The organism is Pseudomonas sp. JBR1, assembly GCF_028198185.1.
Taxonomy (GTDB): domain Bacteria; phylum Pseudomonadota; class Gammaproteobacteria; order Pseudomonadales; family Pseudomonadaceae; genus Chryseomonas; species Chryseomonas oryzihabitans_E.
Genome location: NZ_CP116340.1, coordinates 3,556,696 through 3,580,478, shown reverse-complemented (window position 1 = coordinate 3,580,478; position 23,783 = coordinate 3,556,696). Strand labels below are relative to the sequence as shown.

Sequence of the window (23,783 nt, the reverse complement as noted above, 5' to 3'; positions counted from 1 at the left end):
GGGCCGCGGTTTCCCCGAGCTTAGTCCAAGCGCCCTGCCGACCTCAATGCGCTGGGCCGACGACTTTACTGGCGGCGCGTACGAAGGCTTCGTCCGCTTCCAGCGCTCCGGGGATCTCTTCGCGCAGATAGGCGACCCAGGTCCTGATCTTGGCGTCCAGGTACTGCCGCGAGGCATAGAGGGCATAGGCGTTGAGCCGCTGCAGGCGATAGGCCGGCAGCACCCGTACCAGGCTGCCGTCGCGCAGGCCGTCCACCGCCGAGTAGAGCGGCAGCACGCCGATGCCCAGGCCCTGGCGCAGAGCCTCGGTCATGGCGTCGCCGACATTGACCTGGAAGGGCGTCTCGCCGATGCGAAAGGTTTCCGGACCGTTGGGACCCTCGAAGTGCCAGCGGTCGAAGGAGACCACGGGACTGATGAATCTCAGGCAGGCGTGATCGGCCAGCTCCGCCGGGGTCTGCGGCTGGCCGTGCTCCTGCAGATAGGCAGGCGAGGCGCAGAGGATGCTGTAGGTCTGGCCGATCTGCTGGGAGACGAAACCGGAGTCGGGCAGCTCCACGGCTACCACGATGGCCAGGTCGAAACCCTCCTCCAGCAGATCAGGGATACGGTTGGCCATGGTCAGGTCGAAGCGTACTTCGGGGTGCAGGGCGCGATAGCCGGCGATGGCGCGGATCACGTAGTGCTGGCCGATGCCGGTCATGCTGTGCACCCGCAGCCGCCCTTCCGGGCGTGCCTGGGCATGCCCGGCCTCGGCTTCGGCTTCCTCGACATAGGCGAGGATCTGCTCACAGCGCGCCAGGTAGCGCTGACCGGCCTCGGTCAGGGCGATGCGCCGGGTGGTGCGGTGCAGCAGCCGGGTGCGCAGATGGGTTTCGAGATGGGCCACCGCCCGGGAGACATGGGCGGTGGTGGTCTGCAACGTCTGGGCCGCACCGGTGAAGCTGCCGCTTTCCACCACGGCGACGAAAACGCGCATGTTGTGCAGGGTGTCCATGCCGCCTCGACAGTCTGGAAAAGCGCCATTCTCCATATTATTTCAGTATGTGAAACAAAGATTCGCCAGTTGGCGCGCTAATCGGCTCCCCTGGAATTTTATAGAATCGTTAGCAGCCTAATGGTAACGTCCATCGACCGTCCCGTTCGCTGGCGTCCTCTTCAGTTCCAGCTCATCTCGCCAACCTCGCTGCGCTTCTCGACGCCCCGCGCGGGTATGGCCCTGTTGCAAATGGATCCCCACGTGTCGCCTTCCTCTTGCAGAGCCTGGCCTGCGCTCACGGTGGTCGCCCTCGCGACCCTGCTGGCCGGCTGTATCGGTACCGGTCACAACGCCCCCCAGGCGCAGCGTCTCGACGATCAGGCGCTGGCCACCGACGCCGCCATCCGCGCCGCCGCCGGGCAGGCCGCCTGGCCCGAGCGCCAGTGGTGGCGCGCCTATGGCGATCCCCAGCTGAATGCCTGGATCACCGGCGCCCTGGCGGACAACCCGCGCCTGGCCACGGCCGCCGCCCGGGTGCGCCGCGCCGAATCCCTGGCGGGCCTGGCCGAATCCCGCGAAGCCCTGCAGGTGGAGGCCAAGGGTGCCTTCAAGCGCTACAGCTGGCCCACCGACGGCTTCTATGGCCCGGGCGAGCTGTCCGATCGCACCACCTGGAACAACAATGCCGAGCTGGGCCTGAGCTATGCGCTGGACTTCTGGGGTCGCGAGCGCGACGCCAGCGCCCAGGCCCTGGACCAAGCCCACCAGGCCGCCGCCGAGGTGCGCGCCGCCGAGCTGGAGCTGACCGGCAACATCGTCCGCAGCTATATCGGCTTCGCCCTGCACCATGACCAGCGCGACATCCTCGCCGCTACCCTGGAGCAGCAGCGGCAGTTGGCCGACCTGGCCCAGCGGCAACTGGACGGCGGTCTCGGCACCCAGTTCGAGGTCAGCCAGGCGCGCGCCCTGCTGCCCGAGACCGAGCGCCAGCTGGAAGCCCTGGACGAGACCCTGGCACTGGATCGCAACCAACTGGCCGCCCTGGCCGGCAAGGGCCCGGGTGCTGGCGCCCGCCTGCAACGACCGCGGCTGACCCTGGGCGCGGCCCCGCGGCTGCCCAGCAGCCTGCCGCTGGAACTGGTCGGCAAGCGGCCCGACGTGGTGGCGCGTCGCTGGCAGATCGCGGCCGCGGCCAAGGGCGTCGACGTGGCCCGAGCCAGCTTCTATCCCAACATCGACCTGGTGGCGAACGTCGGCCAGTTCCTGACTCTGGGCCGCCTCAGCGAGATGCTGACCCACGCCAAGACCGGCTCCTTCATAGGCCCGGCGTTCTCCCTGCCGATCTACGACGGTGGCGCCCTGCGCAGTCGCCTCGGCGCGGAATCGGCGGCCTACGACCTGGCGGTCAGCGCCTACAACCAGACCCTGGTAGATGCGCTCAAGGACATCTCCGATGCCCTGATCAGGGCCGACTCGGCCGCCAAGCAGGCCACCCTCGCCGACCAGGCCAGCCAGGAGGCCCAGCGCACCTATGACATCGCCCGCGAGGCCTTCCGCCGCGGCCTGACCGACTACCTGCACGTGCTCGACGCCCAGACCCGGCTGTTCGCCCAGCAGCGCGTCACCGCCCAGGTACATGCCCTGCGCCTGGCCGCCCAGGCCGGCGCCCTGGTCGCCCTCGGCGGCGGCGCGGACCTCGAACGCGGGCCGGCCGACCAGGATCTGGTGCCGGCCCGCGTGGCCGTCGAGCGGGCCGCGCGGTGAGTACCCACGTGGCCACCCACTCGCCACTACGCCAGGCCCTGGGCGCCTGGGCGCGCAGCGATGGCAGCCTCTGGCTGTACCAGGCCAAGGTGCTGCTCGCCGCCAGCCTGACCCTGTGGCTGGCCATGCGCCTGCAACTGCCGCATCCGAGTTCGGCGGTGATCACCGTCTTCATCGTCATGCAGCCGCAGAGCGGTCAGGTCCTGGCCAAGAGCTTCTACCGGGTGATGGGCACCCTGCTGGGGCTGGCGGTGATGCTGGTCTTGATCGCCCTGTTCGCCCAGGAGCGAGTGCCCTTCCTGATCTTCCTGGCCCTGTGGATTGGGCTCTGCGTGGCCGGATCGGCGCGCTACCGCGACTTTCGCAGCTATGCCTGCATGCTGGCCGGCTATACCGCCGCGCTGATCGGCATTCCCGCCGCCCTGAACGCCGATACCGCCTTCATGTCGGCGGTGATGCGGGTACTGGCCATCACCCTGGGCGTGCTCTGCAGCGGCGCGGTGAGCGCCGCGGTCTTTCCGCAGACCAGCGCCACGGCCATGCGCGCGGCCCTCTATAGGCGCATGGGCGGCTTTGCCGGCCTGGCGGCCGACGTGCTGCGTGGCCGCCTCGACCGCGCCACCCTGGAAGCCGCCGGCGTGCGTCTGGCCGCCGAGGCGGTAGGGCTGGAAAGCCTGCGCAGCGCCTCGGCCTTCGAAGATCCGCACATGCGCATGCGCAGCGGACGTCTGGCGCGGCTGAATGCCGAATTCATGGGTCTCACCACCCGCCTGCATGCGCTGAGCCGCTTGCTGATGCGGCTGCGCGAGCGTGAAGCTGCGGCGCCGTTGGTGGCGCTGGAACGCCTCTGGGCACCGCTGCTCGACCTCTTCGAGGAGTGGCGGGGCCAGTCCCTCAGCGACAGCGCCGCGCCCGCCGCTGCCGCCCGGCTGGACGCCCTGCACCAGGCCCTGCGACCGCGCATTCGCGCCCTGCGCGCCGAGCTGCCGCTCCTGAGCGAGCTGGATCGGCGGGACTTCGAGACGGCCGTTGAACTGCTCTTCCGCTTCACCGGCGAATGGCATGACTACCTGCAGACCCATGCTTCCCTGGCGGCGCCGCGGCACAGTCGCGAGCAGTGGAAGCCACGCTTCGTGGCCAAGGCCAACGCCCTGGGCGCAGCAGTCACTGGCATCCGTAGCGCCTTCCTGGTGCTGGTGCTGGGCGCCTTCTGGATCGCCAGCGCCTATCCCAGTGGCGGCATGCTGGCGCTCAACGCCGCCGCCGTCTCGGCGCTGGCCTCGGCCTCGCCCGATCCCAAGCGCACCGCCCTGCAGATGGCGGTCGGCGCCAGTGGCGGCGTCCTGCTGGGCTTTTTCCTGACCTTCTTCGTCTTTCCCTGGATCGCCGGTCTACCGCTGCTGCTGCTGACCCTGGCGCCAGTGTTCATGCTCGGCACCTGGATCTCCCTGCGGCCGGGCTGGATGGGCTATGGCCTGGGCTGCCTGGTGTTCTTCTGCTTTACCTCGCTGCCCGACAATCCGCCGGTCTACGATGCCTACGCCTTCATCAACAACGGCATCGCCGTGGTGCTGTCGATGGTGATCACCGCGGCGGTCTCGGCGGTGCTGCTGCCGCCCAACAGCCCCTGGCTATGGCGGCGCCTGGAGCGTGACCTGCGTCGGCAGCTGGTGCGGGCAGTGAGCGCTCCGCTGCCGCACCTGGCGCCGGCCTTCGAAGGCCAGACCCGCGACCTGCTCAACCAGGCCTATGGCGTCAGCGCCGGCCAGGGCGAGGCTCAGCGGCGCCTGATCGGCTGGGCCTTCTGCGTGCTGGAAATCGGTCACGCGGTGATCGAGCTGCGCCAGTTGCAGCTACGCCTGCCTGGGGCACCCCGCTATGCCGAGCACAGCGCCTGGCGCCAGGCCATCCGCGTCCTCGGTCGCGCCCTGGTGCGCCTCTTCCTCAAGCCCGGAGCGGAAAACCTGCGTCGGGCCCTGGCTGCCGTGGACGCTGCCCTGGCCGCCGTCGCGGCCGTGGTCGAACCGCCGGAATTGCCCTATGACGAGTCGCCCCTGCGCCAGGTGCAGAGCGATCTGCACTTCATCCGCAGCGCCCTGCTCGATCCCCAGGGTCCGCTGGCCCGCTATCACGAGATCCTCCATGCCCCGTGAAATCGCCTTCCATGGCCTCTATCTGCCTACCGTGACGGTGCTGTTCCTGGTCGCCGCCCTGCTCGCCTGGGCGCTGGACCGAGTGCTGGCCGCGGTTGGCCTCTATCACGTCGTCTGGCATCCGGCGCTGCTGCGCCTGGCCCTGTTCATCTGCCTCTACTGCGCCCTGGCGCTGTGCGTCTATCGCTAGGACTCCTGCCATGATCCTCAAGAAACTCTTCGGCGTGCTCTTTACCCTGCTGGTGGTCTGCCTGGCGCTGATCCTCGGGCGGCTGCTCTGGGTGCACTACATGAACGATCCCTGGACCCGTGACGGCCGGGTGCGCGCCGAGGTCATCACCATCGCGCCCGACGTGGCGGGTCTGGTGACCGAGATCGCCGTGCGCGACAACCAGTGGGTCAACAAGGGCGACCTGCTGCTGCAGATCGATCCAGAGCACTACGAAATCGCCGTGCATCAGGCCGAGGCCTCGGTCGCTGCCCGCAAGGCGACCCTCGCCATGCGCCAGCAGAATGCCCGGCGCCGTGCCGACATCGACAGCCTGGTGGTTTCCCGCGAGAACCGCGAAGACGCCAGCGCCGCTGCCCTGGCCGCCGAAGCGGATCTGCGCCAGGCCCAGGCCCAGCTGGAATCGGCACGCCTCAACCTCAAGCGCACCCGCGTCTTGGCGCCGGTCGACGGCTACGTGACCAACCTGTCGGTGTTCAAGGGTGACTACGCCGCTGCTGGTGCGCCCAAGCTGGCCGTCATCGACGCCCACTCGTTCTGGGTCTATGGCTATTTCGAAGAGACCAAGCTGCCCCATGTACGGGTGGGCGCGGCCGCCGAGATGCGGCTGATGAGCGGCCAGACGCTGCATGGCCATGTGGAAAGCATCGCCCGTGGCATCTACGACCGTGACAATCCCCAGAGCCGCGAACTCACGGCCGACGTGAATCCCACCTTCAACTGGGTACGGTTGGCCCAACGGGTACCGGTACGTATTGCCCTGGATCCGCTACCGGAGGGCCTGCTGCTCGCGGCTGGAACCACCTGCACGGTGGTCCTGGAAGACGTTCGGGGCGAACGTTCCTGGTGGGATGCCTTCTGGCAGGGTTGAGCGCCATCGCAACTCGGATGACTAGCCCCATAACGACAATACCCCTGACGTCGGCAGGTTTCGATAACAGACGAAACCGGTCGAATTCAGGGGTATGGTCGTAACCAGCCCAGTCCGCTACGAGTGCGAAAGTACTCCCTGTACTCTTGGAACCCTCCCCTACTGCAGAGCGTCCCGACCATGTGGCCCATGCGTCTCCGGTTGGGAGACGACTTCGAGGATGTCCATTGAATCGGCTTAAAGCTGCAATCCGATGACAGAGCCTCAACTGCCGGTCGTCACGACCGGCAGTCTGTTTCACTCATGAGTCTGGCGTCAGGGACGACGACGGCCCATGAAGAACGACACCACGAACAGCACCAGGAACAGCACGAACAGGATCTTGGCGATACTGGTGGCGGTACCGGCGATGCCACCGAAACCCAGGACGCCTGCAATGATCGCGATGATCAGGAAAGTGATAGCCCAGCTCAGCATGGTGTTTCTCCTATGTATTACAAGTGCACTCAGCGGACGACAGCACCTGTCCAGCGAGCATTGGTTTTATTAGCGAAATCCTGGGTATCCAGACTCGCCATCCGTGGTTCCACATCGGTCAGATCGAGATCCAAACCGTTGAGGTTGTGCGTCTGATTGAGCGCACGACCCATTATCAAAGCACTGAGCAACATACCGATGCTCACGACCGCCGCTGCAGCGAACAACAGAATCATCAGCAGCATCCACATCATGGCCATGACCTCAGAATACCCAGCGGGTCTGCTTCACCAGGCGGTCACCATTGGACTGTGCCGGGATGGCCTTGAGTTCCCCACGACCTTGACTGGCCAGCGGCTTGGCTGCGGGCACCATGGCCTGGGCAGCAATGCGGGTGGAGGCGATGAGTGCCTGTTCGCGGCTGACGTCCTGGCCCTGGGGGGCAGCGACGGCGGCGCTAGCGAAGCAAGCGAAGAGCGCAGTACCTACCAAGTGCTTGCGAAGGGTCTGGCTGATCATCGGGTCTCTCCTGCAGTCCGTTGGCCCTAAGGCCGGCTTGCCAAGAAGATTGCAGACTACGTGCCAGCTTTTTAAAAATCGTTTTTACCTTTAAAAACAATAACTTATGTTTTCAGCCCAGGTCCGTCGCACATGCACCTTGCAAGGTGCAACGCCTGACGCATTGCGTTTTGCATGATGGCCAGGGGGCAACGGAAGGGCGCCTGGCCTGTTCGCTGCCAGGCGCAACGGCAACGGTCATCGCAAAAGCACGTTGGGCGGTCATAAAAACAGCCTTTTTCTCGTTCTCGCCCCCTCGGGTTGCGATCTGCACGATGGCTACAAGACCGCAAATGGATCATCCAGTAGCCCTGCGGATTGCAACTTGCACGATGTATCATGGACTAACTGCCAGCCCTGTCCTTTAGTGCGTTTCGGCCCTTTGGCCCGGAGTTCTCCCGTCATGGAACAAACCAGCGGTCGCATCCTGCTCGTGGACGACGAAGCCGCCATCTTGCGTACCTTTCGTTTCTGCCTGGAAGACGCCGGCTATAGCGTCGCCACGGCCAACAGCGCGGCCCAGGCCGAGGCCCTGCTCTTGCGGCAGGTCTATGATCTCTGCTTTCTCGATCTACGCCTGGGCGCGGACAACGGTCTAGACGTCCTGCAGCAGATGCGCATCCAGGCGCCCTGGATGCGGGTGGTGATCGTCACCGCCCACTCGGCCATCGATACCGCCGTGGATGCCATGCAAGCCGGCGCCGCCGACTACCTGGTGAAACCCTGCAGCCCCGATCAGCTGCGCATGGCCGCGGCCAAGCAGCTCGAATTCCGTCAGCTCTCGGCGCGCCTGGAAGCCCTTGAAGGCGAGGTGCGCAAGTCCAGCGCCGGCCTGGACTCGCGCAGTCCGGCGATGATGAGCATCTTGGAGACCGCCCGGCAGGTCGCCACCACCGATGCCAACGTGCTGATCCTGGGTGAATCCGGCTCCGGCAAGGGCGAACTGTCCCGGGCCATTCATGCCTGGAGTCGGCGCGCCAAGAAGACCTTCGTCACCATCAACTGCCCGTCGCTGTCCGCCGATCTGATGGAAAGCGAAATGTTCGGCCACACCCGCGGTGCCTTCACCGGGGCCAGCGAGAGCACCCTCGGCCGGGTCAGCCAGGCCGATGGCGGCACCCTCTTCCTCGACGAGATCGGTGACTTCCCCCTGGCCCTGCAGCCCAAGTTGCTGCGCTTCATCCAGGACAAGGAATACGAACGCGTCGGCGATCCGGTGACGCGCCGTGCCGACGTGCGCATCCTTGCCGCCACCAACCGCAACCTGGAACAGATGGTGGCGGAAAACGAATTCCGCGAAGACCTGCTCTATCGTCTCAATGTCATCGTGCTCACCCTGCCGCCACTACGCGAGCGCAAGGAAGACATCGTCGATCTCGCCGAGCGCTTCCTCGCCCGCTTCGTCAAGGATTACAACCGTCCTGCCCACGGCTTCAGCGAGGCGGCCCTGGACGCCCTGCGCAACTATGGCTGGCCGGGCAACGTCCGTGAGCTGCGCAATGTCATCGAACGCGCCAGCATCATCTGCGGCCAGGACCTGGTGGACGTCAACCACCTGGGCATGGGTGACAGCCCGGCCACCAGTGGCGCCGCCAGCGCCCCGCGAGTGGGCGAGGCGCTGAGCCTGGAAGCCCTGGAACGGGCCCACATCGCTGCGGTGATGGCTACCAGCGAGACCCTCGACCAAGCCGCCAGAACCCTGGGCATCGATGCCTCCACGCTCTATCGAAAACGTAAGCAGTACGGGCTATGAAACTGCCGATCAAGCTGCACACCCGCCTCTTCCTCAGCATCTCCGCGCTGATCGCCGTGGCCCTCATCGGGCTGCTGGTGGGACTGGTCAGCGTCCTGCACCTGGCTCGCGAGCAGAGCGTCCAGACCCGCAGCAACCTGGACTTCATCAACCTGACGCTGAACATGCGCCAGGAGCTGAGCAACAGCCTGTTCCAGATGCTCGATGGCGCTCCGGATCCGCAATCCCTGGTCGCCGCCCAGCAACGCTTCGAGCAGAACCTGCAGCTGGTCCAGGGCGAGATGCACAAGCCCGAGCAGCTGGCCGTGCTGGAAGACGTCAAGCGTCGCTATGAGCGCTTTGCCGATTACCTGCGGTCGCCGCCGGGCGGTTACAACCGGTTGCGCGCCGATCCGGGTTTCCAGCAGACCCTCGACGCTCTGCGCAATAGGATCTACGACCTGCAGAAAAGCTATGTGGTGACCCTGGAGCGCATGCAGGACGAAGCCCATGATCGGGCGGTGATCATCGCCATGCTGCTGGCGCTGATCGGCGTGGCCATCCTGGTCACCGGGGTGGTGACCGCCAACGGCATCGCCAAGCGCTTCACCGGTCCCATCGACGGCCTGGCCAAGGCCGCGGAGCGCATCAGCCAGGGCAATTTCGACGTCCAGCTCCCCACCTCCCAGATCGCCGAATTCACCCTGCTCAGCCGTCGCTTCGGCAACATGGCCCAGGCCCTGCACCGCCTCAGCCAGACCAATGTCGAGGCCCTGGTGGCCGGGCAGCGGCGCCTGCAGGCGGTGCTCGACAGCATCGACTACGGCCTGGTGATCCTCGATCCCCAGGGCAACATCGAGCACGCCAATCCGGTGGCCTGCCGCCAGCTGGGCTGGAACGAGAACCACCTGGGCGAATCCCTGATCGCCGCCCTGGAACGGCCGGAGATCGAGGCCAGCGTGCAGCGGGTATTGGCCGGTGGCGCGCTGAATGCCGCCCCGGAAGACCTGGAGATCCGGGTCGACGACGAGGTTCGGCTGCTGGCCTGGAGTCTGACGCCGGTGAACCACGCCGATGGCCGCAGCGTGGGTGCGCTCATGGTGCTGCGCGATGTCACCGAACAGCGGGCCTTCGATCGGGTACGCAACGAGTTCGTCCTGCGCGCCTCCCACGAATTGCGCACCCCGGTCACCGGCATGCACATGGCCTTCGGTCTCCTGCGCGAGCGCCTCAAGGTGGCACCGGAGTCACGCGAGGCCTATCTGCTGCAGACGGTGGACGAGGAGACCCATCGGCTGGTGCAGCTGATCAACGACCTGCTGGACTACTCCCGTCACCAGAGCGGCCTGCAGCGCCCGGAAAAGCTGCCGAGCGAAATCGCCGAATTGCTCGAAGAGGCCCGCGGCCGCCATGCCGACGAGGCCCGCGAGCGCGATGTCGAGCTGGCCGTCGAGTTGCTGCATACGCCGCTACCACGGGTCAGCCTGGATCCCAAGCAACTGGGCCGGGTGTTCGACAACCTGCTGAGCAATGCTCTGCGCCATACCCCGGCGGGCGGGCGCATCGTCATCCAGGCCTTGCGCCAGAACGACCAGCTGCTGATGGCGGTGCAGGACAATGGTGAAGGTATCGCCTATGCCCAGCAGGGCCGGGTGTTCGAGCCCTTCGTACAGATCGGCAGCCAGAAGGGCGGCGCCGGCTTGGGCCTGGCCCTGTGCAAGGAAATCATCCGCCAGCACGGTGGCCGCATCGGCGTGGTCTCCCGCCCCGGTCAGGGCACCCAGATCTTCATGACCCTGCCGACCTGAGCCACCCCCATGGATGGCCGTAGGTTGGGGTGAAGGCAGCACCTCGTCACGATGCCCCAGTGGAAAAGGCTGCGCCGTTTTCCACGCTACGGTGGCCGGTAGGTTGGGCTGAGCGCAGCGAAGCCCAACGGTGTCCCGATCGAATCCGCGTTGTTGGGCTTCGACGATAGAGCCGCCTCGACCCAACCTACGATCTAGCCCCCTCTCCTTTTTGGAAAGGGTTGGGGTGAGGACGCCCCTCGGCACGACGTACCTGCTCGTAGGTTGGGTTGAGCCCAGCGAAGCCCAACGGTGCCCAGGTCGAATCCGCGTTGTTGGGCTTCGGCGATGGAGCCGCCTCAACCTACGGTCTAGCCCCTCTCCTTTTGGCAAAGGGTTGGGGTGAGGTCGCCCCTCGGCACGACGTACCCGCTCGTAGGTTGGGTTGAGCGCAGCGAAGCCCAACGGTGCCCAGGTCGAATCCGCATTGTTGAGCTTCGCCGATGGAGCCGCCTCAACCCAACCTGCGGCCTTGTTTACAGCAGCGTTCGCGCCAGGGCCTGGCGCCAGCCGGCGTACAGCTCGGGCACGGCATTGGCACGGGGCTCGTAGCGCCGCCGCGGGCGTTCCAGATCCCCCAGTGCCGCGGCGTCCTGCCACCAGCCGAGGGCATGACCGGCCAGATGAGCGGCGCCCAGCGCCGAGACCTCCGGCGACAGGCTGCAGATCACCGGACGCTGCAGGAGATCGGCCTGGAATTGCAGCAGCCATTCGTTGCGCGTGGCGCCGCCATCCACCCAGAGTTCTTCCAGGGGCGTCGGACTGTCCTGCTGCATGGCGTCGAAGACATCGCGGATCTGGTAGGCGATGGCTTCCAGGGCCGCGCGCATCAGGTGCGCCCGCCCGCAGTTCTCACCCAGACCGCAGAACAGTCCACGGGCTTCGGCCCGCCAGTGCGGGGCGCCAAGGCCACCCAGGGCCGGGACGAAGTAGACGCCACCGTTGTCCGGCAGCGCCGCGGCTTCGGCGGCCAGCACATCCAGGTCCCCTGCACTGCCCAGCAGGCGAGCCGTCCAGCCGACTGCGGCGCCGGTGTGGACGATATTGCCTTCCAGGGCAAAGGTCGGAGTATCCCCCAGGCGCCAGGCCAGGGTGGTGGCCAGGCCATGGGCGGACACCACCGGCTCGGCGATGGGTGTCATCAGCGAAGAACCGGTACCCAGGGTGGCCTTGACCTTGCCCGGGACGAAACCGCCCTGGCCGAACAGGGCCGCATGGGAATCGCCGATCATCGCCAGGATCGGCAGACCGGCTGGCAGGGGGCCCTGGGCGCGGGTCTCGCCAAAGTAGCCGGCACTGGGTCGGATCTCCGGCAGCGCCGCCCGGGGAATGTCGAAGAGGCTCAGCAGCTGCGGGTCCCAGTCGCCGCCCCGCAGGTCGAGCAACTGGGTACGGGCCGCATTGGCCGCGTCGATGAGAAAGCTCGTGCCACCGCTGAGTTGCCAGAGCAGCCAGCTGTCCACGGTGCCCAGGCAGATTTCGCCTGCGGCGGCGCGGGCCGTGCCGTCGGGGATCTGATCGAGTAGCCAGCGCCACTTGCCGGCGGAAAACATCGGGTCCAGCGCCAGACCGCTGCGCTGCAGGATCGCCTCGCCGTGACCGGCAGCATGCAGGGCCTCGCACTGCGGCTGGGATCTCTTGCACTGCCAGCTCACCAGCGGACCGAGCAACTGGCCGCTACGGCGCTCCCAGGCCAGGGCGGATTCGCGCTGGTTGCTGATGGCGATGGCCGCCAGGGGTACGTCCACCTGGGCCAGGCAGTCACCGATGGCACCCTGCAGGCCCTGCCAGATGGCCAGGGGATCCTGCTCGGCATAACCCGCCTGCGGATGCTGGACCGTAAGCGGCCGGGAACCGCGGGCCACGACCCGACCGGCACGATCCACCAGGATCGCCTTGGCATTGGTGGTGCCCTCGTCGAGGGCGAGGATCAGCGGTTCGGCGGCCATGGCAGCTCCTGTTGTTCTTCTAGTTCCGCACGCCTGAGGTTCAGCTCAGGCGCTGCACCGCCGCGACGATGCCGGCGGCATCGATGCCGTGTTTGGCGCGGGTCGGCCCGCGAGCCCCGGCGGCAGCATACTCGCCATCGGCGATGCCCAGGCGGATCAGCGGTACGCCCAGGGCGGCCTCGGCCATGACCTCGGCCACCAGACTACCCACCCCGCCGTTGGCATTGTGCTCTTCCACCGTGACGACGCCCGTGCGGGTGGCGCAAAGGGCTTCGAGCAGCGCCTCGCGCCGCAGCGGACGGATCGACGACAGGTTGATCACCTGGGCGCTAATGCCCTGCCCGGCCAGCAACCGGGCAGCGTCCACCGCCTCATGGACCACCGAGCCCAGGGCTACCAGACTGACGTCATGCCCGGATAGCAAGACATCCACCTGACCGGGGACGAAGCGATAGTCGGGTCCGTGCAGATCCGGCAGCGCCTTGCCATCCAGGCGGATATAGACCGGGCCGTCATGGGCCAGGGCATGCTCGACGATCTGCCGGCACTCGGCGCCATCGGCCGGGGCATAGATTTCCACATTACCGAAGCCGCGCATCACGGCGATGTCGTCGAGGCTGTGGTGGGTGCTGGCCAGGGGACCGTAGCTAGCCCCGGCGTTGAGGCCGAACATCTTGACGTTGGACCTGTTGTAGCAGACGTCCACCTTGACCTGCTCGTTGGCGCGGGAGATCAGGAAGGGCGCGGCGTTGCAGGTCACCGCCACCTTGCCGGCGAGACCCAGGCCAGCCGCCACCCCGACCAGGGTCTGCTCGGCGATGCCGACGTTGACCAGGCGCTCGGGGAAGCGTTTGACGAAGGGGCCGATCTTGGCCGTGGAGGTGGAATCGCTCACCACCGGCACCAGGTCGACGCCGGCGTCGACCGCGGCGATGAAGGCCTCGACCATGACGCTGGCGAGATGGGCTTCGCCCGGGGTCTGGGTATCAGTGGCCATGGTCGAGTTCCTCCAGTGCAGCGGCGATTTCGTCGCCCTTGGGCACCCGGTGGTGCCATTCGGGTTTGCCCTCGATGAAGGAAACCCCCTTGCCTTTGACGGTATTGGCGATCAGTACCTGGGGCTGGCCGCGGTGTTCGCGCAGGGTCTCCAGGGCTTCCACCAGCTGGGCGACGTCGTTACCGTCGCACTCGACCACATGGAAGCCGAAGGCGCGCCACTTCTCGGGCAGCGGCTCCAGCGGCAGGATCTCGGCGGTAGGGCCGGCCAGTTGCAGGCGGTTGTGGTCGACGATCACCGTCAGGTTGTCCAGCCGATACTTGGCGGCGGTCAGTGCCGACTCCCAGTTGGAGCCCTCGCCCAGCTCGCCATCGCCGGTCAGCACATAGACGCGGCGCGGACTGCTGTCGCGCTGGGCAGCCAGGGCGATACCGGTAGCCACCGGCAGGCCATGACCGAGGGCGCCGGTGTTGAGTTCGATACCGGGGGTCTTCTGCCGCACCGGATGACCCGGCAGGTGGGAGTCGAAATGCTGATAGGTGTCGAGCCATTCCGGCGGAAAGTAGCCGGCTTCGGCCAGGCAGCAGTAGAGGCCGCCCACGCCGTGGCCCTTGCTCTGGATGTAGATGTCGCGCTGAGGATCGGCGAGGCGTTCCGGGGCGACGTCGAGCAACCGGAAATAGAGCGTGGCGAGGATGTCGGTCTCCGACAGGTCGGCCCCGGTATGGCCGCCGGCCGGCGAGGCGGCGTTGAGCTGGATGACGCGCCGGCGGATCAGCCGGGCCTTTTCGCGAATCTGCGCGACGTCGTACTGGAACGGATTCATCAGGCGACCCCCTCGGGTATCCGAAGCTGCGATAGAGCAGACGCCTGCCAAGGTTTCAGTGGGCGTCTTATGAATATTTATTCGTCACTGAAAATATATTTATCATTTAGACCCCAATCCAGGGGGCCGTCAATAGCGACGGAGCGACGTTATCGCCGTGCGGAGCGGATAGGATGCGCGGCTGTATGCGGGATTGCCGAGACCATCGCGTTAAGAAAGTGGCAATGAAAAGCCGCTTGACTTCCACCCGGAACAGGGGGAGTCTGAATTAAAAATCAGGCACGCATAAATATTCAAGCGAGCCATACACAAGAACAATAACCCCAGGAGAAGCTCGTGGACGCCAAAGCCCCGACCGCCTCGCCACCCGCCAAGCCCTTGGCCCGCCTGGCACTGCGCCTGCCGCGCAACGTCGGTGGTCCGCTGATCGGCCTGGCGCTGCTGATCGCCGTGTTCTCCTTTGCCTCGGAGTACTTCTTCTCCCTGCGCAACGCCCTCAACATCCTCGACCAGGTAACCGTGCTCGGCATCCTGGCCATCGGCATGACCCTGGTCATCGTCATCGGCGGCATCGACCTCTCGGTCGGCTCGGTGCTGGCCTTCGCCATGATGCTGCTCGGTTGGCTCTATCAGGACATGGGCTGGTCGCTTGGCCTGGCGATTCCCGCAGCCATCCTCGGCGGCCTGGTGTGCGGCCTGGTATCAGGATTGTTGATCGCCAAGGCACGGCTGCCCGCCTTCATCGCCACCCTGACCATGATGTCGGTGGCTCGGGGCCTGGCCAACATCCTTACCGACGGCCGCCAGATCGTCGGCTTCCCGGACTGGTTCACCAACCTGGCCACGGTGCGGCACTTCGGCTTCCTCTCGGTCACCGTCGGGCTGTTCCTGCTGATGCTGCTGGTGGCTTGGGTCTTCCTGCGCTTTCGCGCCGGTGGCCGTAACCTCTATGCCATGGGCGGCAGCGCCGAGGTGGCACGGTTGTCGGGCATCAAGGTACGCACCCTCACCATCTGGATCTATGCCCTGAGCGGTGCCCTGGCCGGGCTGGCCGCGGTGGCCATGGCCGCGCGGCTGGATTCGTCCCAGCCCAGCGCCGGCCTGTCCATGGAGCTGGATGCCATCGCCGCGGTGGTGATCGGCGGCGCCAGCCTCAGCGGCGGCGTGGGCAGCGTCGGCGGCACCCTGGTGGGCGTGCTCATCATCGGCGTGCTGCGCAATGGCCTGAATCTGCTGGGGGTCTCGCCCTTCGTACAGCAGGTGATCATCGGCATCGTCATCGCCCTGGCCGTCACCCTGGACACCTTGCGCCGCCGTAACGGGCAGCGCTGAGTTAGCTCTGCTTCGCGTAGACACCGCAGTACAACAATAACAACGGAGTGCAATCCATGCTGACCCCCAAGAAGCTGTTGCTCGGTACCCTGTTCGCCGCCATGACCTGTGCCGGTGCCCTCAATGCCCAGGCCAAGGAACTCACCGTGGGCCTGGCCGTGGCCAACCTGCAGGCCGACTTCTTCAACCAGATCAAGCAGGCCGTCGAAGCTGAGGGCAAGGCCAAGGGCATCAAGGTGATCACCGTGGACGCCCAGGGCAACTCGGCGACCCAGGTCAACCAGATCCAGGACCTGATCACCCGCCAGGTAGACGCCCTGATCTACATTCCAGCCGGCGCCACCGCCGCCGGCGTCCCGGTCAAGGCGGCCAAGGCCGCCGGCATCCCGGTGGTGGCAGTGGACCGCAATGCCCCCGACGCCCCCGGTGACACCTTCATCGCCAGCGACAGCGTCGCCGCCGCCCGCACCCTGGCCGAATACGTCGGCAAGGTCACCGAAGGCAAGGGCCGCGTAGCCATCCTCCAGGGCCAGATCGGCACCACGCCGGAAAACGATCGCGCCAAGGGCTTTTCCGAAGGCCTGGCCAAGTTTCCCGAGTTGAAGGTGGTTGCCCAGCAGCCTGCCGAGTGGGCCCAGGACAAGGGCTTCGCCGTGGCTCAGGACATGCTCCAGCGTGATCCCAACATCAACGTCTTCTTTGGTCGCGCCGACGCCATGGCCCTTGGCGCTGCCCAGGCGGTCAAGGTGGCCAACCTCGATCATCCGGTGACCATCGTCGGCTTCGACGGCGACGTGGCCGGTCTCAAGGCGGTGGCCGCCGGCACCCTGTCCGCCACCATGACCCAGCAGACCCGCAAGATGGGTCGCATGGCACTGGAGTCGGCGGTAGCGCTCAAGGAAGGCAAGCAGCTGCCCAAGGAGCAGTTGCAGGAGGCGATCCTGACCACCAAGGCCAACGTCGCCCCCTTCATCGAGAACCATCCGTAACGGTGGGACTGGCCAGTGGCGGGCAGCGCCCGCCGCATCCAGCCCATGCCTTATGTGCCTTGCAATGGAGGCACCGGTTCAGCTCCCCCCTTCGGAGGCCCCATGTCCGCCGTCATGCCCCTGGAACAGCCCGCCGCCCTCAGCCTGAGAAACATCGGCAAGAAATACGCCGGCATCGAGGTGCTGGCGGGGGTAGACGTCGACATCCAGCCCGGTGAAGTCCTGGCCCTGCTCGGCGAGAACGGCGCTGGCAAGTCCACCCTGTCCTCCATCATCGCCGGCCTGGTGCCGCCGGAAGCAGGTGGTCGCATGACCTGGCTGGGTCGGGACTACGCTCCGGATTCCCCCGGCGCCGCCCTGGCTGCGGGCATCGGCCTGATCCACCAGGAGATCCGCCTGCTGCCGGAGCTGACCATCGCCGAAAACATGTTCGTTGGCCGCCTGCCCATGCGCGGCGGCCGCATTGATCGCACCTTCATGGAGACCGAGGCCCAGCGGCAGCTGGATCGCCTGGGGCTGAAGGTACCCGCTACACGCACCGTGGCCGGCCTCAGCGTGGCCGCTCAGCAGCTGGTGGAAATCGCCAAGGCGCTGACCCTCAAGGCGCGCCTGCTGATCCTCGACGAACCCACCGCAGCGCTCGGCGGCGAAGAGACCGAACTGCTGTTCGCCCAAGTCGAGCGGCTCAAGGCCGAGGGCGTCTCCTTCATCTACATCAGCCATCGCCTGGAAGAAATCGCGCGGATCGCCGACCGGGTGCTGGTGTTGCGCGACGGGCGCCAGATCGCCCTGCACGCCACCGCCCAGGTACCGGTGCGGCAACTGGTGGAAGAGATGGTCGGGCGCAGCGTGGAGCGCATCTTTCCGGCCATGGCGGCGCCCGCCGCCCGCGAGGTGCTCCGGGTGAAAGGCCTGAGCTGCCGCGAAATGCCGCTCAAGGACATCGATTTCAGCGTGCGTGCCGGCGAGGTGTTTGGCGTGGCCGGGGTAGTCGGCGCCGGTCGTACCGAGCTGGTCCGCGCCATAGCCGGCGCCGCCGAACAGGTCACCGGCGAGCTGGCGCTGGAAGGCCAGACCTGCCGCTTCGCCTCGCCCTTCGACGCCATCCGCGCCGGCATCGTACTGGTCCCCGAGGATCGCAAGCAGCAGGGTGTGGTGGTCGACCATGCCATCGAGGAAAACCTCATCTATGGCAACACCGACCTGCTCTCCGGTGGTGGCTGGGTCTCTCCCAGCGGCCTGCGTGCCTTCGCCCGCAAGGCGGTGGCGCGCCTCGGTGTCAAGGGTCAGCCGGAGCAGGCCATCGCCGCCCTCTCCGGTGGCAACCAGCAAAAGGTGATCATCGCCAAGTGGCTGGCGCGCAATCCCAAGGTCTTCATCCTCGACGAACCCACCCGCGGCATCGACGTCGGCGCCCGGGCCGCCATCTACCAGGTGATCGCCGAACTGGCCGCCACCGGCATGGCGGTGATCGTGGTCAGCTCGGATCTGGACGAGGTACTCGGCCTGTCGCACCGGGTCATGGTGATGAGCCGTGGCCAGCAGATGGGCATTCTCGAACGTGAACAGGCCACACCCGTGGCCGTGATGGAACTGGCTACCGCCTGACTAGGAGTTCTCCAATGCGTCTCTTCGATCTCGGCGGCCAGACCGCCTTCGTCACCGGTGCCGGCAGCGGCATCGGCCAGGCCATCGCCGTCGGGCTCGCCGAGGCCGGCGCCAACGTGGCCTGCTTCGACCTGCCCGGCAGCCGCGACCTTGCTGGCACCGTCGAGCGCATCCAGGCCCATGGCCGCCGCGCCCTGGCCCTGGAAGGCTCGGTGACCAGCGCCGCTGACCTGGAAGCCGCCGTGGCCCGCACCGAAGTCGAACTCGGCCCCCTGAGCCTGGCCGTCAACAGCGCCGGCATCGCCAACGCCCAAGCGGCCGAGGAACTGGAGCTGGAGCGCTGGCAGCGCATGCTCGACATCAACCTCACCGGCGTGATGCTCAGCTGCCAGGCCCAGGCGCGGGTCATGTTGCCGCGCGGCAAGGGTGCCATCGTCAACATCGCCTCCATGTCCGGCAGCATCGTCAACCGTGGCCTCTTGCAGGCCCATTACAACACCTCCAAGGCCGGGGTCATCCACCTGACCAAGAGCCTGGCCATGGAATGGGCCGAGCGCGGCATCCGGGTCAACTGCATCAGCCCCGGCTACACCGCCACCCCCATGAATACCCGTCCGGAGGTGGCCGACCAGGTCAAGATCTTCGAGCAGACCACCCCGCTGGGCCGCATGGCCGAGGTGGAAGAAATGGTCGGCCCAGCGATCTTCCTGTGCAGCCCTGCCGCGTCCTTCTGTACCGGCGTCGACCTGATCGTCGATGGCGGTTTCGTCTGCTGGTAACAACCCGCTGGCGATCACGCGCGCCGGATCGCCAGCCGCTCTAGGAGGTTTCACGTGGAACGTCGCTTCGCTGGTCAAACCGTAGTGATCACCGGCGGTTGCCGGGGCATCGGCGAGGGTATCGCCGAACGCTTCGGTCGTGAGGGTGCCAATCTGGTGCTGGTGTCCAATGCCGAGCGGGTGCATGAGACCGCTGCACGGCTGGTGGCCGATACCGGCGCCGAGGTCCTGCCGCTGGTGGTGGACATCACCGACGAGGCGGCGGTGGCCGACCTCTATGCCCAGGCCGAAGCCCGCTTCGGGCGCATCGACGTCTCGGTGCAAAACGCCGGCATCATTACCATCGATGCCTTCGACCGCATGCCGCGTGAGGACTTCGACCGCGTCCTGCAGGTCAACACCACCGGCGTCTGGCTGTGCTGCCGCGAAGCGGCCAAGCGCATGGTCGCCGCTGGCCATGGCGGGCGGCTGATCAACACCAGCTCCGGCCAGGGTCGCCAGGGCTTCATCTACACGCCTCACTATGCGGCGAGCAAGATGGGCGTCATTGGCATCACCCAGAGCCTGGCCCACGAACTGGCGCGCCATGGCATCACGGTCAATGCCTTCTGCCCAGGCATCATCGAAAGCGAGATGTGGGACTACAACGACCGGGTCTGGGGCGAGATCCTCTCCACCCCGGAAAAGCGCTATGGTCAGGGCGAACTGATGACCGAATGGGTCGGCAACATCCCCATGAAGCGCGCCGGTACCCCAGCCGACGTGGCCGGCCTAGTGGCCTTTCTGGCTTCGGCAGACGCGGCCTATATCACCGGCCAGGCCATCAATGTGGATGGTGGCCTGATCATGTCCTGAGCACCGGTTGATAGGGGCTGCGGCCAGTCAAACAGCTCTTAAAGGCCGTTCGGATGCACCTTACCCTTCACAAACGCTGCCTCCTTGGGTCTTTTCATTCTGTTCGACACTCGCTCGCAAGCTAATGAGCAGGCCTGCGACATTTCTCCAGCGCCTGGGCTGCAAAAGCCTTGGCGCTGAAGGGCAGGCTGAGCAAAAATAGCGGGAAAATGCGCCTTTCTAACAGGTACGTGCCTGCTTTTCGGTGGTTCGTCGCGACCCGAGGACCTCTCGGTTCGGGCCGGCAGCCGCGAGTGCGGCGTATCCGCTGGTACCGGGAATCTGGATGAGTAACCTCGAAGAACAACGCCTGCTGACCAAAATCGCCTCGCTCTACTATGAAGAAGGGCTCAAGCAGTCGCAGATCTCCGCTCAGCTCGACCTGTCGCAATCCTTCGTCAGCCGCGCCTTGAGTCGAGCGCTCAAGGAGGGCATCGTCCGTATCTCGGTACAGCGGCCGCGCAACTTCCATCTCGAACTGGAACGTCAGCTGCAGCAGCGCTACGGTATTCGCCAGGCTATCGTGGTTGAGCCCACTGGCGACGACGAAGAAGCCATCAAGCAGGCCATCGGCTCGGCCGCCGCCCACTACCTGGAAACCAGCGTCACCGAGCGCGACCATATCGGTATCTCCTCCTGGAGCTCCACGATCCGCGCCATGGTGGGCCACATGCACCGTGGCAGCAGTCGCCAGGGCGCGACCGAAGTGGTGCAGCTGCTGGGCGGTGTCGGCAACAAGGGCGCCTTCGAGGCCACCCTGCTGACCCAGCAGCTGGCCAATCTGCTGGGCTGTCCTGCCTATCTACTGCCGTCGCAGAGCATCGAGCACTCACCGGAAAGTCGTCAGCGCATCCTGCAGCTGGACGAGGTTCGCGAGGTCACCGAGCGCTTCGCCCGACTTACCGTGGCCCTGGTCGGCATCGGCGAGCTGGAGCCCTCGCAGCTGCTACGCAACAGCGGCAACTACCATGGCGAAGCCATGCTGGAGGTGCTCGCCGCGCGGGGCGCCGTGGGCGACATCTGCCTGAGGTATTTTGACGCCCAGGGCCGCCCGGTGCTGGACGACAGCGAAGAAACCGTGGTCTCGGTGAGCCTGCCGCAGTTGCTGGAGATCGACCGCGTCGTCGGCCTCGCCGGCGGCCTGCGCAAGGTCAACGCCATCCGCGGCGCCCTGCAGGGCGGCTATCTGGATGTACTGGTGGTCGACTTGCGCACCGCACTGGCGCTGGTACCTTGATCCGCACACGTTACTGCCAGAATCAGGCATTCAGGCGCTAGATCCTGCCAAATACCCCTTGTAAAAAGGAAATATTTGGCAACATTCAGCGGGGGTTGCTCCGTAAGCTGTAGGACGACTGTTCTCTGGATAGCGTCCCATGCCTTCTGCTCAACCAGTTTTCACCAGCACCGCCGCCCTGCCCGGCGCTTCCCGAGCTGCCACCCTGTCGGCGCGCCTCGATCGCCTGCCGGCCACCCGCACGCTTTGGCGGCTGGTCGCACTACTGTCCATCGGCGGCTTCTTCGAACTCTACGATCTGTTCCAGACCGCCTACATCAGCCCGGGTCTGCTGCGCGACGGCGTCTTTCACACCGGTGCCGCCGGGGTATTCGGCATCTCCGATCAGGCGGCTTTCGCCGCGGCTACCTTTCTCGGTCTGTTCGTCGGTGCCAGCCTGCTCAGCCCTATCGCCGATCGCTATGGGCGCCGGGCGATCTTTACCTGGGCGCTGGTCGGCTACACCCTGGCGACCCTCGTCATGGGTCTGCAGACCACCGCCCTGGGGCTGATCGCCTTGCGCTTCGTGGTCGGCATCGGCCTGGGCCTGGAGCTGGTCACCATCGACGCCTATCTGTCGGAGCTGGTACCCAAGGCCATGCGTACCTCGGCCTTCGCGTTCGCCTTCGCCATCCAGTTCCTGTCAGTGCCGGCCGTGGCGCTGCTGTCCTGGTGGCTGGTACCTCAGGCGCCACTGGGCATCTCCGGCTGGCGCTGGGTGGTGCTGTCCAGCGCCCTCTTCGCCCTGTTCATCTGGTGGCTGCGCCAGCGTCTGCCCGAATCGCCACGCTGGCTGGCGCAACAGGGGCGGCTGGATGAAGCCGAGCACGGCGTGGAGCGCCTGGAAGCCGCCTGCCAGGCCGATAGCGGCCAGCCACTGCCGCCACCTGCAGAGGTAGTGGAAGAACGAGCGGTAAGCGCCCGCTTCGCCGCCCTCTGGCAGCCACCCTATCGGCGGCGGGTGGTGATGCTGATCGTCTTCAACCTGTTTCAGGCCATTGGCTTCTTCGGCTTCGGCAACTGGCTGCCGGCGCTGCTCTCCGGCCAGGGCGTGAGCCTGACCCACAGCCTGGGCTACGCCTTCGTCATCACCCTCGCCTATCCGCTGGGGCCGCTGCTGTTCGTGCGCATCGCCAATCGCTTCGAGAACAAGTGGCAGATCGTCGGTTCCGCCCTGGGCACCGTGGTGTTCGGTGGCCTGTTCGCCCTGCAGCAGGGCGCCCTGGGGCTGATCCTCTGCGGCGTGGGCATCACCTTCTGCAACGCCTGGCTGACCTTCGCCTTCCACTCCTACCAGGCCGAGCTGTTTCCCACCGCCATCCGCGCCCGGGCGGTGGGCTTCTGCTATTCATTCAGCCGGTTGTCCACGGTGTTCAGCAGCCTGCTGATCGGCGCCCTGCTGGAGCGCCTGGGCACGCCGGGCGTGCTGGCCTTCATCGTCGCCAGCATGCTGATCGTGGTGCTGACCATTGGCCTGTTCGGCCCGCGCACCCGCAACCGGGCACTGGAGGACATCGCCCGCTAGAGCGCATTGGGGCAGGCGCGCCCGTCGAGGAAGTCAGCCAGGTTGCCGAGAGTGACCAGGGCGATCTCGCGCAGGGCCTCGGCGGTGAAGAAGCCCTGGTGACCGGTGATCAGTACATTGGGAAAGGTCATCAGGCGCACGAAGAGATCATCGTCGATGTAGTCATGGGAGTGATCCTGGAAGAACAGCTCGCTCTCCTGCTCGTAGACGTCAATGGCCAGCCCGCCCAGCTGCCGGCGCTTGAGCGCCTGGATCACCGCCTCGGTGTCGATCAGGGCGCCCCGCGAGGTATTGATCAGCACTGCCCCAGGCTTCATCCGCGCCAGGGCCACGGCGTCGATCAGGTAGCGGGTACTCTCCAGCAACGGGCAATGCAGGCTGATGACATCCGCCTCGTCCAGCAGGGCGTCCAGCGCTACCGCATCGCCATAGGCAGCGAAGGCGGCCGGCGGCTGTGGATCATGGCCCAGTACCCGGCAGCCCAGGCCATGGAAGATACGCGCCGTGGCCAGGCCGATCTGGCCGAGGCCGACCAGCCCTACGGTCTTGCCATTCAGGGTGCTGCCAAGTAGGCCGTCCAGCGCGAAATTGCCCTCTCGTACCCGGTTGTAGGCACGGTGGGTCTTGCGGTTGAGGGTCATCAGCAGCGCCAGGGCGTGTTCGGCCACGGCTTCGGGCGAATAGGCCGGCACCCGGGCCACGAACAGACCGAGGCGGCGCGCCGCAGCCAGGTCCAGGTTGTTGTAGCCGGCGCAGCGCAGCAGCACGGCCCGTACGCCCAGGCCCTGGAGGGCTTCCAGCACGGCGGCATCGAGGCAGTCGTTGACGAAGACGCACACCGCCTGGCTGCCTTCGGCCAGGATCGCGGTGGACAGCGACAGGGCGACCGGCTGGTGGACCAGGGTCACGTCCCGCCCTGCCAGGCGCTCCCGGGCGACCGCCTCCAGGGAGTCGCGGTCGTAGGGCTGGGCACTGAAGACGGTCAGGCGCATCGCGGG

21 protein-coding genes and 1 pseudogene are annotated in these 23,783 nt (G+C 66.3%); 14 read left to right on the top strand and 8 right to left on the bottom strand.

Annotation, left to right across the window (positions count from 1 at the left end; all coding sequences use genetic code 11):
* Positions 1-43: 43 nt before the first annotated feature.
* Positions 44-997 carry a LysR family transcriptional regulator gene (locus PJ259_RS16545; protein WP_059313070.1) on the bottom strand — a complete coding sequence of 318 codons (954 nt, stop codon included), beginning with the start codon at positions 995-997 and terminating at the stop codon, positions 44-46.
* A gap of 243 nt (positions 998-1,240) precedes the next feature.
* Between PJ259_RS16545 and PJ259_RS16540 the strand changes: the two genes are divergently transcribed.
* Genes PJ259_RS16540 through PJ259_RS16525 form a run of 4 tightly spaced genes read left to right on the top strand, consistent with a single transcriptional unit; the run spans position 1,241 to position 5,996 of the window.
* Positions 1,241-2,743, top strand: coding sequence for an efflux transporter outer membrane subunit (locus PJ259_RS16540; protein WP_271653526.1), 1,503 nt, complete (start codon positions 1,241-1,243; stop codon positions 2,741-2,743).
* Positions 2,740-4,896 (top strand): FUSC family protein, encoded by a 2,157-nt coding sequence (locus PJ259_RS16535; protein ID WP_271653525.1) that lies wholly within the window; start codon positions 2,740-2,742, stop codon positions 4,894-4,896. Before PJ259_RS16540 ends, PJ259_RS16535 begins: the two co-directional genes overlap by 4 nt.
* Entirely contained in the window at positions 4,886-5,086 is a 201-nt protein-coding gene (locus PJ259_RS16530; RefSeq protein ID WP_007160208.1) for a DUF1656 domain-containing protein, read from the top strand. Before PJ259_RS16535 ends, PJ259_RS16530 begins: the two co-directional genes overlap by 11 nt.
* Before the next feature lie 10 nt (positions 5,087-5,096).
* Positions 5,097-5,996, top strand: coding sequence for an efflux RND transporter periplasmic adaptor subunit (locus tag PJ259_RS16525; protein ID WP_059313068.1), 900 nt, complete (start codon positions 5,097-5,099; stop codon positions 5,994-5,996).
* 315 nt (positions 5,997-6,311) lie between these two features.
* On the opposite strand, the gene PJ259_RS16520 is transcribed toward PJ259_RS16525, so the two are convergent.
* Genes PJ259_RS16520 through PJ259_RS16510 form a run of 3 tightly spaced genes read right to left on the bottom strand, consistent with a single transcriptional unit; the run spans position 6,312 to position 6,992 of the window.
* Positions 6,312-6,473 carry a DUF1328 domain-containing protein gene (locus PJ259_RS16520; protein ID WP_007160206.1) on the bottom strand — a complete coding sequence of 54 codons (162 nt, stop codon included), beginning with the start codon at positions 6,471-6,473 and terminating at the stop codon, positions 6,312-6,314.
* Positions 6,474-6,502: 29 nt separating this feature from the next.
* Positions 6,503-6,727: a hypothetical protein gene (locus PJ259_RS16515; RefSeq protein ID WP_271653524.1), complete on the bottom strand. Its 225-nt coding sequence runs from the start codon at positions 6,725-6,727 to the stop codon at positions 6,503-6,505.
* Between the two features lie 10 nt (positions 6,728-6,737).
* Positions 6,738-6,992, bottom strand: a complete 255-nt coding sequence (locus PJ259_RS16510) for a hypothetical protein (RefSeq protein WP_007160204.1) — start codon at positions 6,990-6,992, stop codon at positions 6,738-6,740.
* A gap of 442 nt (positions 6,993-7,434) precedes the next feature.
* On the opposite strand from PJ259_RS16510, the gene algB reads away from it, so the two are divergent.
* From algB to PJ259_RS23010, 3 genes and pseudogenes are all read left to right on the top strand, one after another.
* Entirely contained in the window at positions 7,435-8,784 is a 1,350-nt protein-coding gene (gene algB / locus PJ259_RS16505) for a sigma-54-dependent response regulator transcription factor AlgB (protein ID WP_271653523.1), read from the top strand.
* Positions 8,781-10,097, top strand: a pseudogene (locus tag PJ259_RS16500) (KinB sensor domain-containing domain); the annotation flags it as partial. The gene algB and the pseudogene PJ259_RS16500, both read left to right, overlap by 4 nt.
* Positions 10,098-10,148: 51 nt before the next feature.
* Positions 10,149-10,571 carry a sensor histidine kinase gene (locus PJ259_RS23010; protein WP_442964902.1) on the top strand — a complete coding sequence of 141 codons (423 nt, stop codon included), beginning with the start codon at positions 10,149-10,151 and terminating at the stop codon, positions 10,569-10,571.
* A gap of 515 nt (positions 10,572-11,086) precedes the next feature.
* Here the strand turns inward: PJ259_RS23010 and PJ259_RS16495 are convergent.
* From PJ259_RS16495 to PJ259_RS16485, 3 genes are read right to left on the bottom strand one after another with little or no spacing between them, the layout of a single operon-like run.
* Positions 11,087-12,559, bottom strand: coding sequence for an FGGY family carbohydrate kinase (locus tag PJ259_RS16495; RefSeq protein ID WP_271653521.1), 1,473 nt, complete (start codon positions 12,557-12,559; stop codon positions 11,087-11,089).
* A 40-nt stretch (positions 12,560-12,599) separates the two neighbouring features.
* Complete coding sequence (locus tag PJ259_RS16490; protein WP_271653520.1) at positions 12,600-13,556, bottom strand: transketolase family protein; 957 nt, start codon at positions 13,554-13,556, stop codon at positions 12,600-12,602.
* On the bottom strand, positions 13,546-14,382 hold the full coding sequence (locus PJ259_RS16485) for a transketolase (protein ID WP_271653519.1): 837 nt from the start codon (positions 14,380-14,382) through the stop codon (positions 13,546-13,548). Before PJ259_RS16485 ends, PJ259_RS16490 begins: the two co-directional genes overlap by 11 nt.
* Positions 14,383-14,718: 336 nt before the next feature.
* On the opposite strand from PJ259_RS16485, the gene PJ259_RS16480 reads away from it, so the two are divergent.
* From PJ259_RS16480 to PJ259_RS16450, 7 genes are all read left to right on the top strand, one after another.
* Positions 14,719-15,714 (top strand): ABC transporter permease, encoded by a 996-nt coding sequence (locus tag PJ259_RS16480; RefSeq protein ID WP_434775396.1) that lies wholly within the window; start codon positions 14,719-14,721, stop codon positions 15,712-15,714.
* A gap of 56 nt (positions 15,715-15,770) precedes the next feature.
* Positions 15,771-16,703 carry a sugar ABC transporter substrate-binding protein gene (locus PJ259_RS16475; protein ID WP_271653518.1) on the top strand — a complete coding sequence of 311 codons (933 nt, stop codon included), beginning with the start codon at positions 15,771-15,773 and terminating at the stop codon, positions 16,701-16,703.
* A gap of 102 nt (positions 16,704-16,805) precedes the next feature.
* A complete protein-coding gene (locus PJ259_RS16470; RefSeq protein WP_271653517.1) occupies positions 16,806-18,311 on the top strand; it encodes a sugar ABC transporter ATP-binding protein in 1,506 nt (501 codons plus the stop codon).
* 14 nt (positions 18,312-18,325) lie between these two features.
* Positions 18,326-19,090 carry an SDR family oxidoreductase gene (locus PJ259_RS16465; RefSeq protein WP_271653516.1) on the top strand — a complete coding sequence of 255 codons (765 nt, stop codon included), beginning with the start codon at positions 18,326-18,328 and terminating at the stop codon, positions 19,088-19,090.
* A 54-nt stretch (positions 19,091-19,144) separates the two neighbouring features.
* Positions 19,145-19,945, top strand: coding sequence for an SDR family oxidoreductase (locus PJ259_RS16460; RefSeq protein ID WP_271653515.1), 801 nt, complete (start codon positions 19,145-19,147; stop codon positions 19,943-19,945).
* A 325-nt stretch (positions 19,946-20,270) separates the two neighbouring features.
* Positions 20,271-21,221, top strand: coding sequence for a sugar-binding transcriptional regulator (locus PJ259_RS16455; protein WP_059313056.1), 951 nt, complete (start codon positions 20,271-20,273; stop codon positions 21,219-21,221).
* A 139-nt stretch (positions 21,222-21,360) separates the two neighbouring features.
* Positions 21,361-22,785, top strand: coding sequence for an MFS transporter (locus tag PJ259_RS16450; RefSeq protein WP_271653514.1), 1,425 nt, complete (start codon positions 21,361-21,363; stop codon positions 22,783-22,785).
* Here PJ259_RS16450 and PJ259_RS16445 read toward each other — a convergent pair.
* Complete coding sequence (locus PJ259_RS16445) at positions 22,782-23,777, bottom strand: 2-hydroxyacid dehydrogenase (RefSeq protein WP_271653513.1); 996 nt, start codon at positions 23,775-23,777, stop codon at positions 22,782-22,784. The genes PJ259_RS16450 and PJ259_RS16445 overlap by 4 nt on opposite strands.
* Between the last annotated feature and the right edge of the window lie 6 nt (positions 23,778-23,783).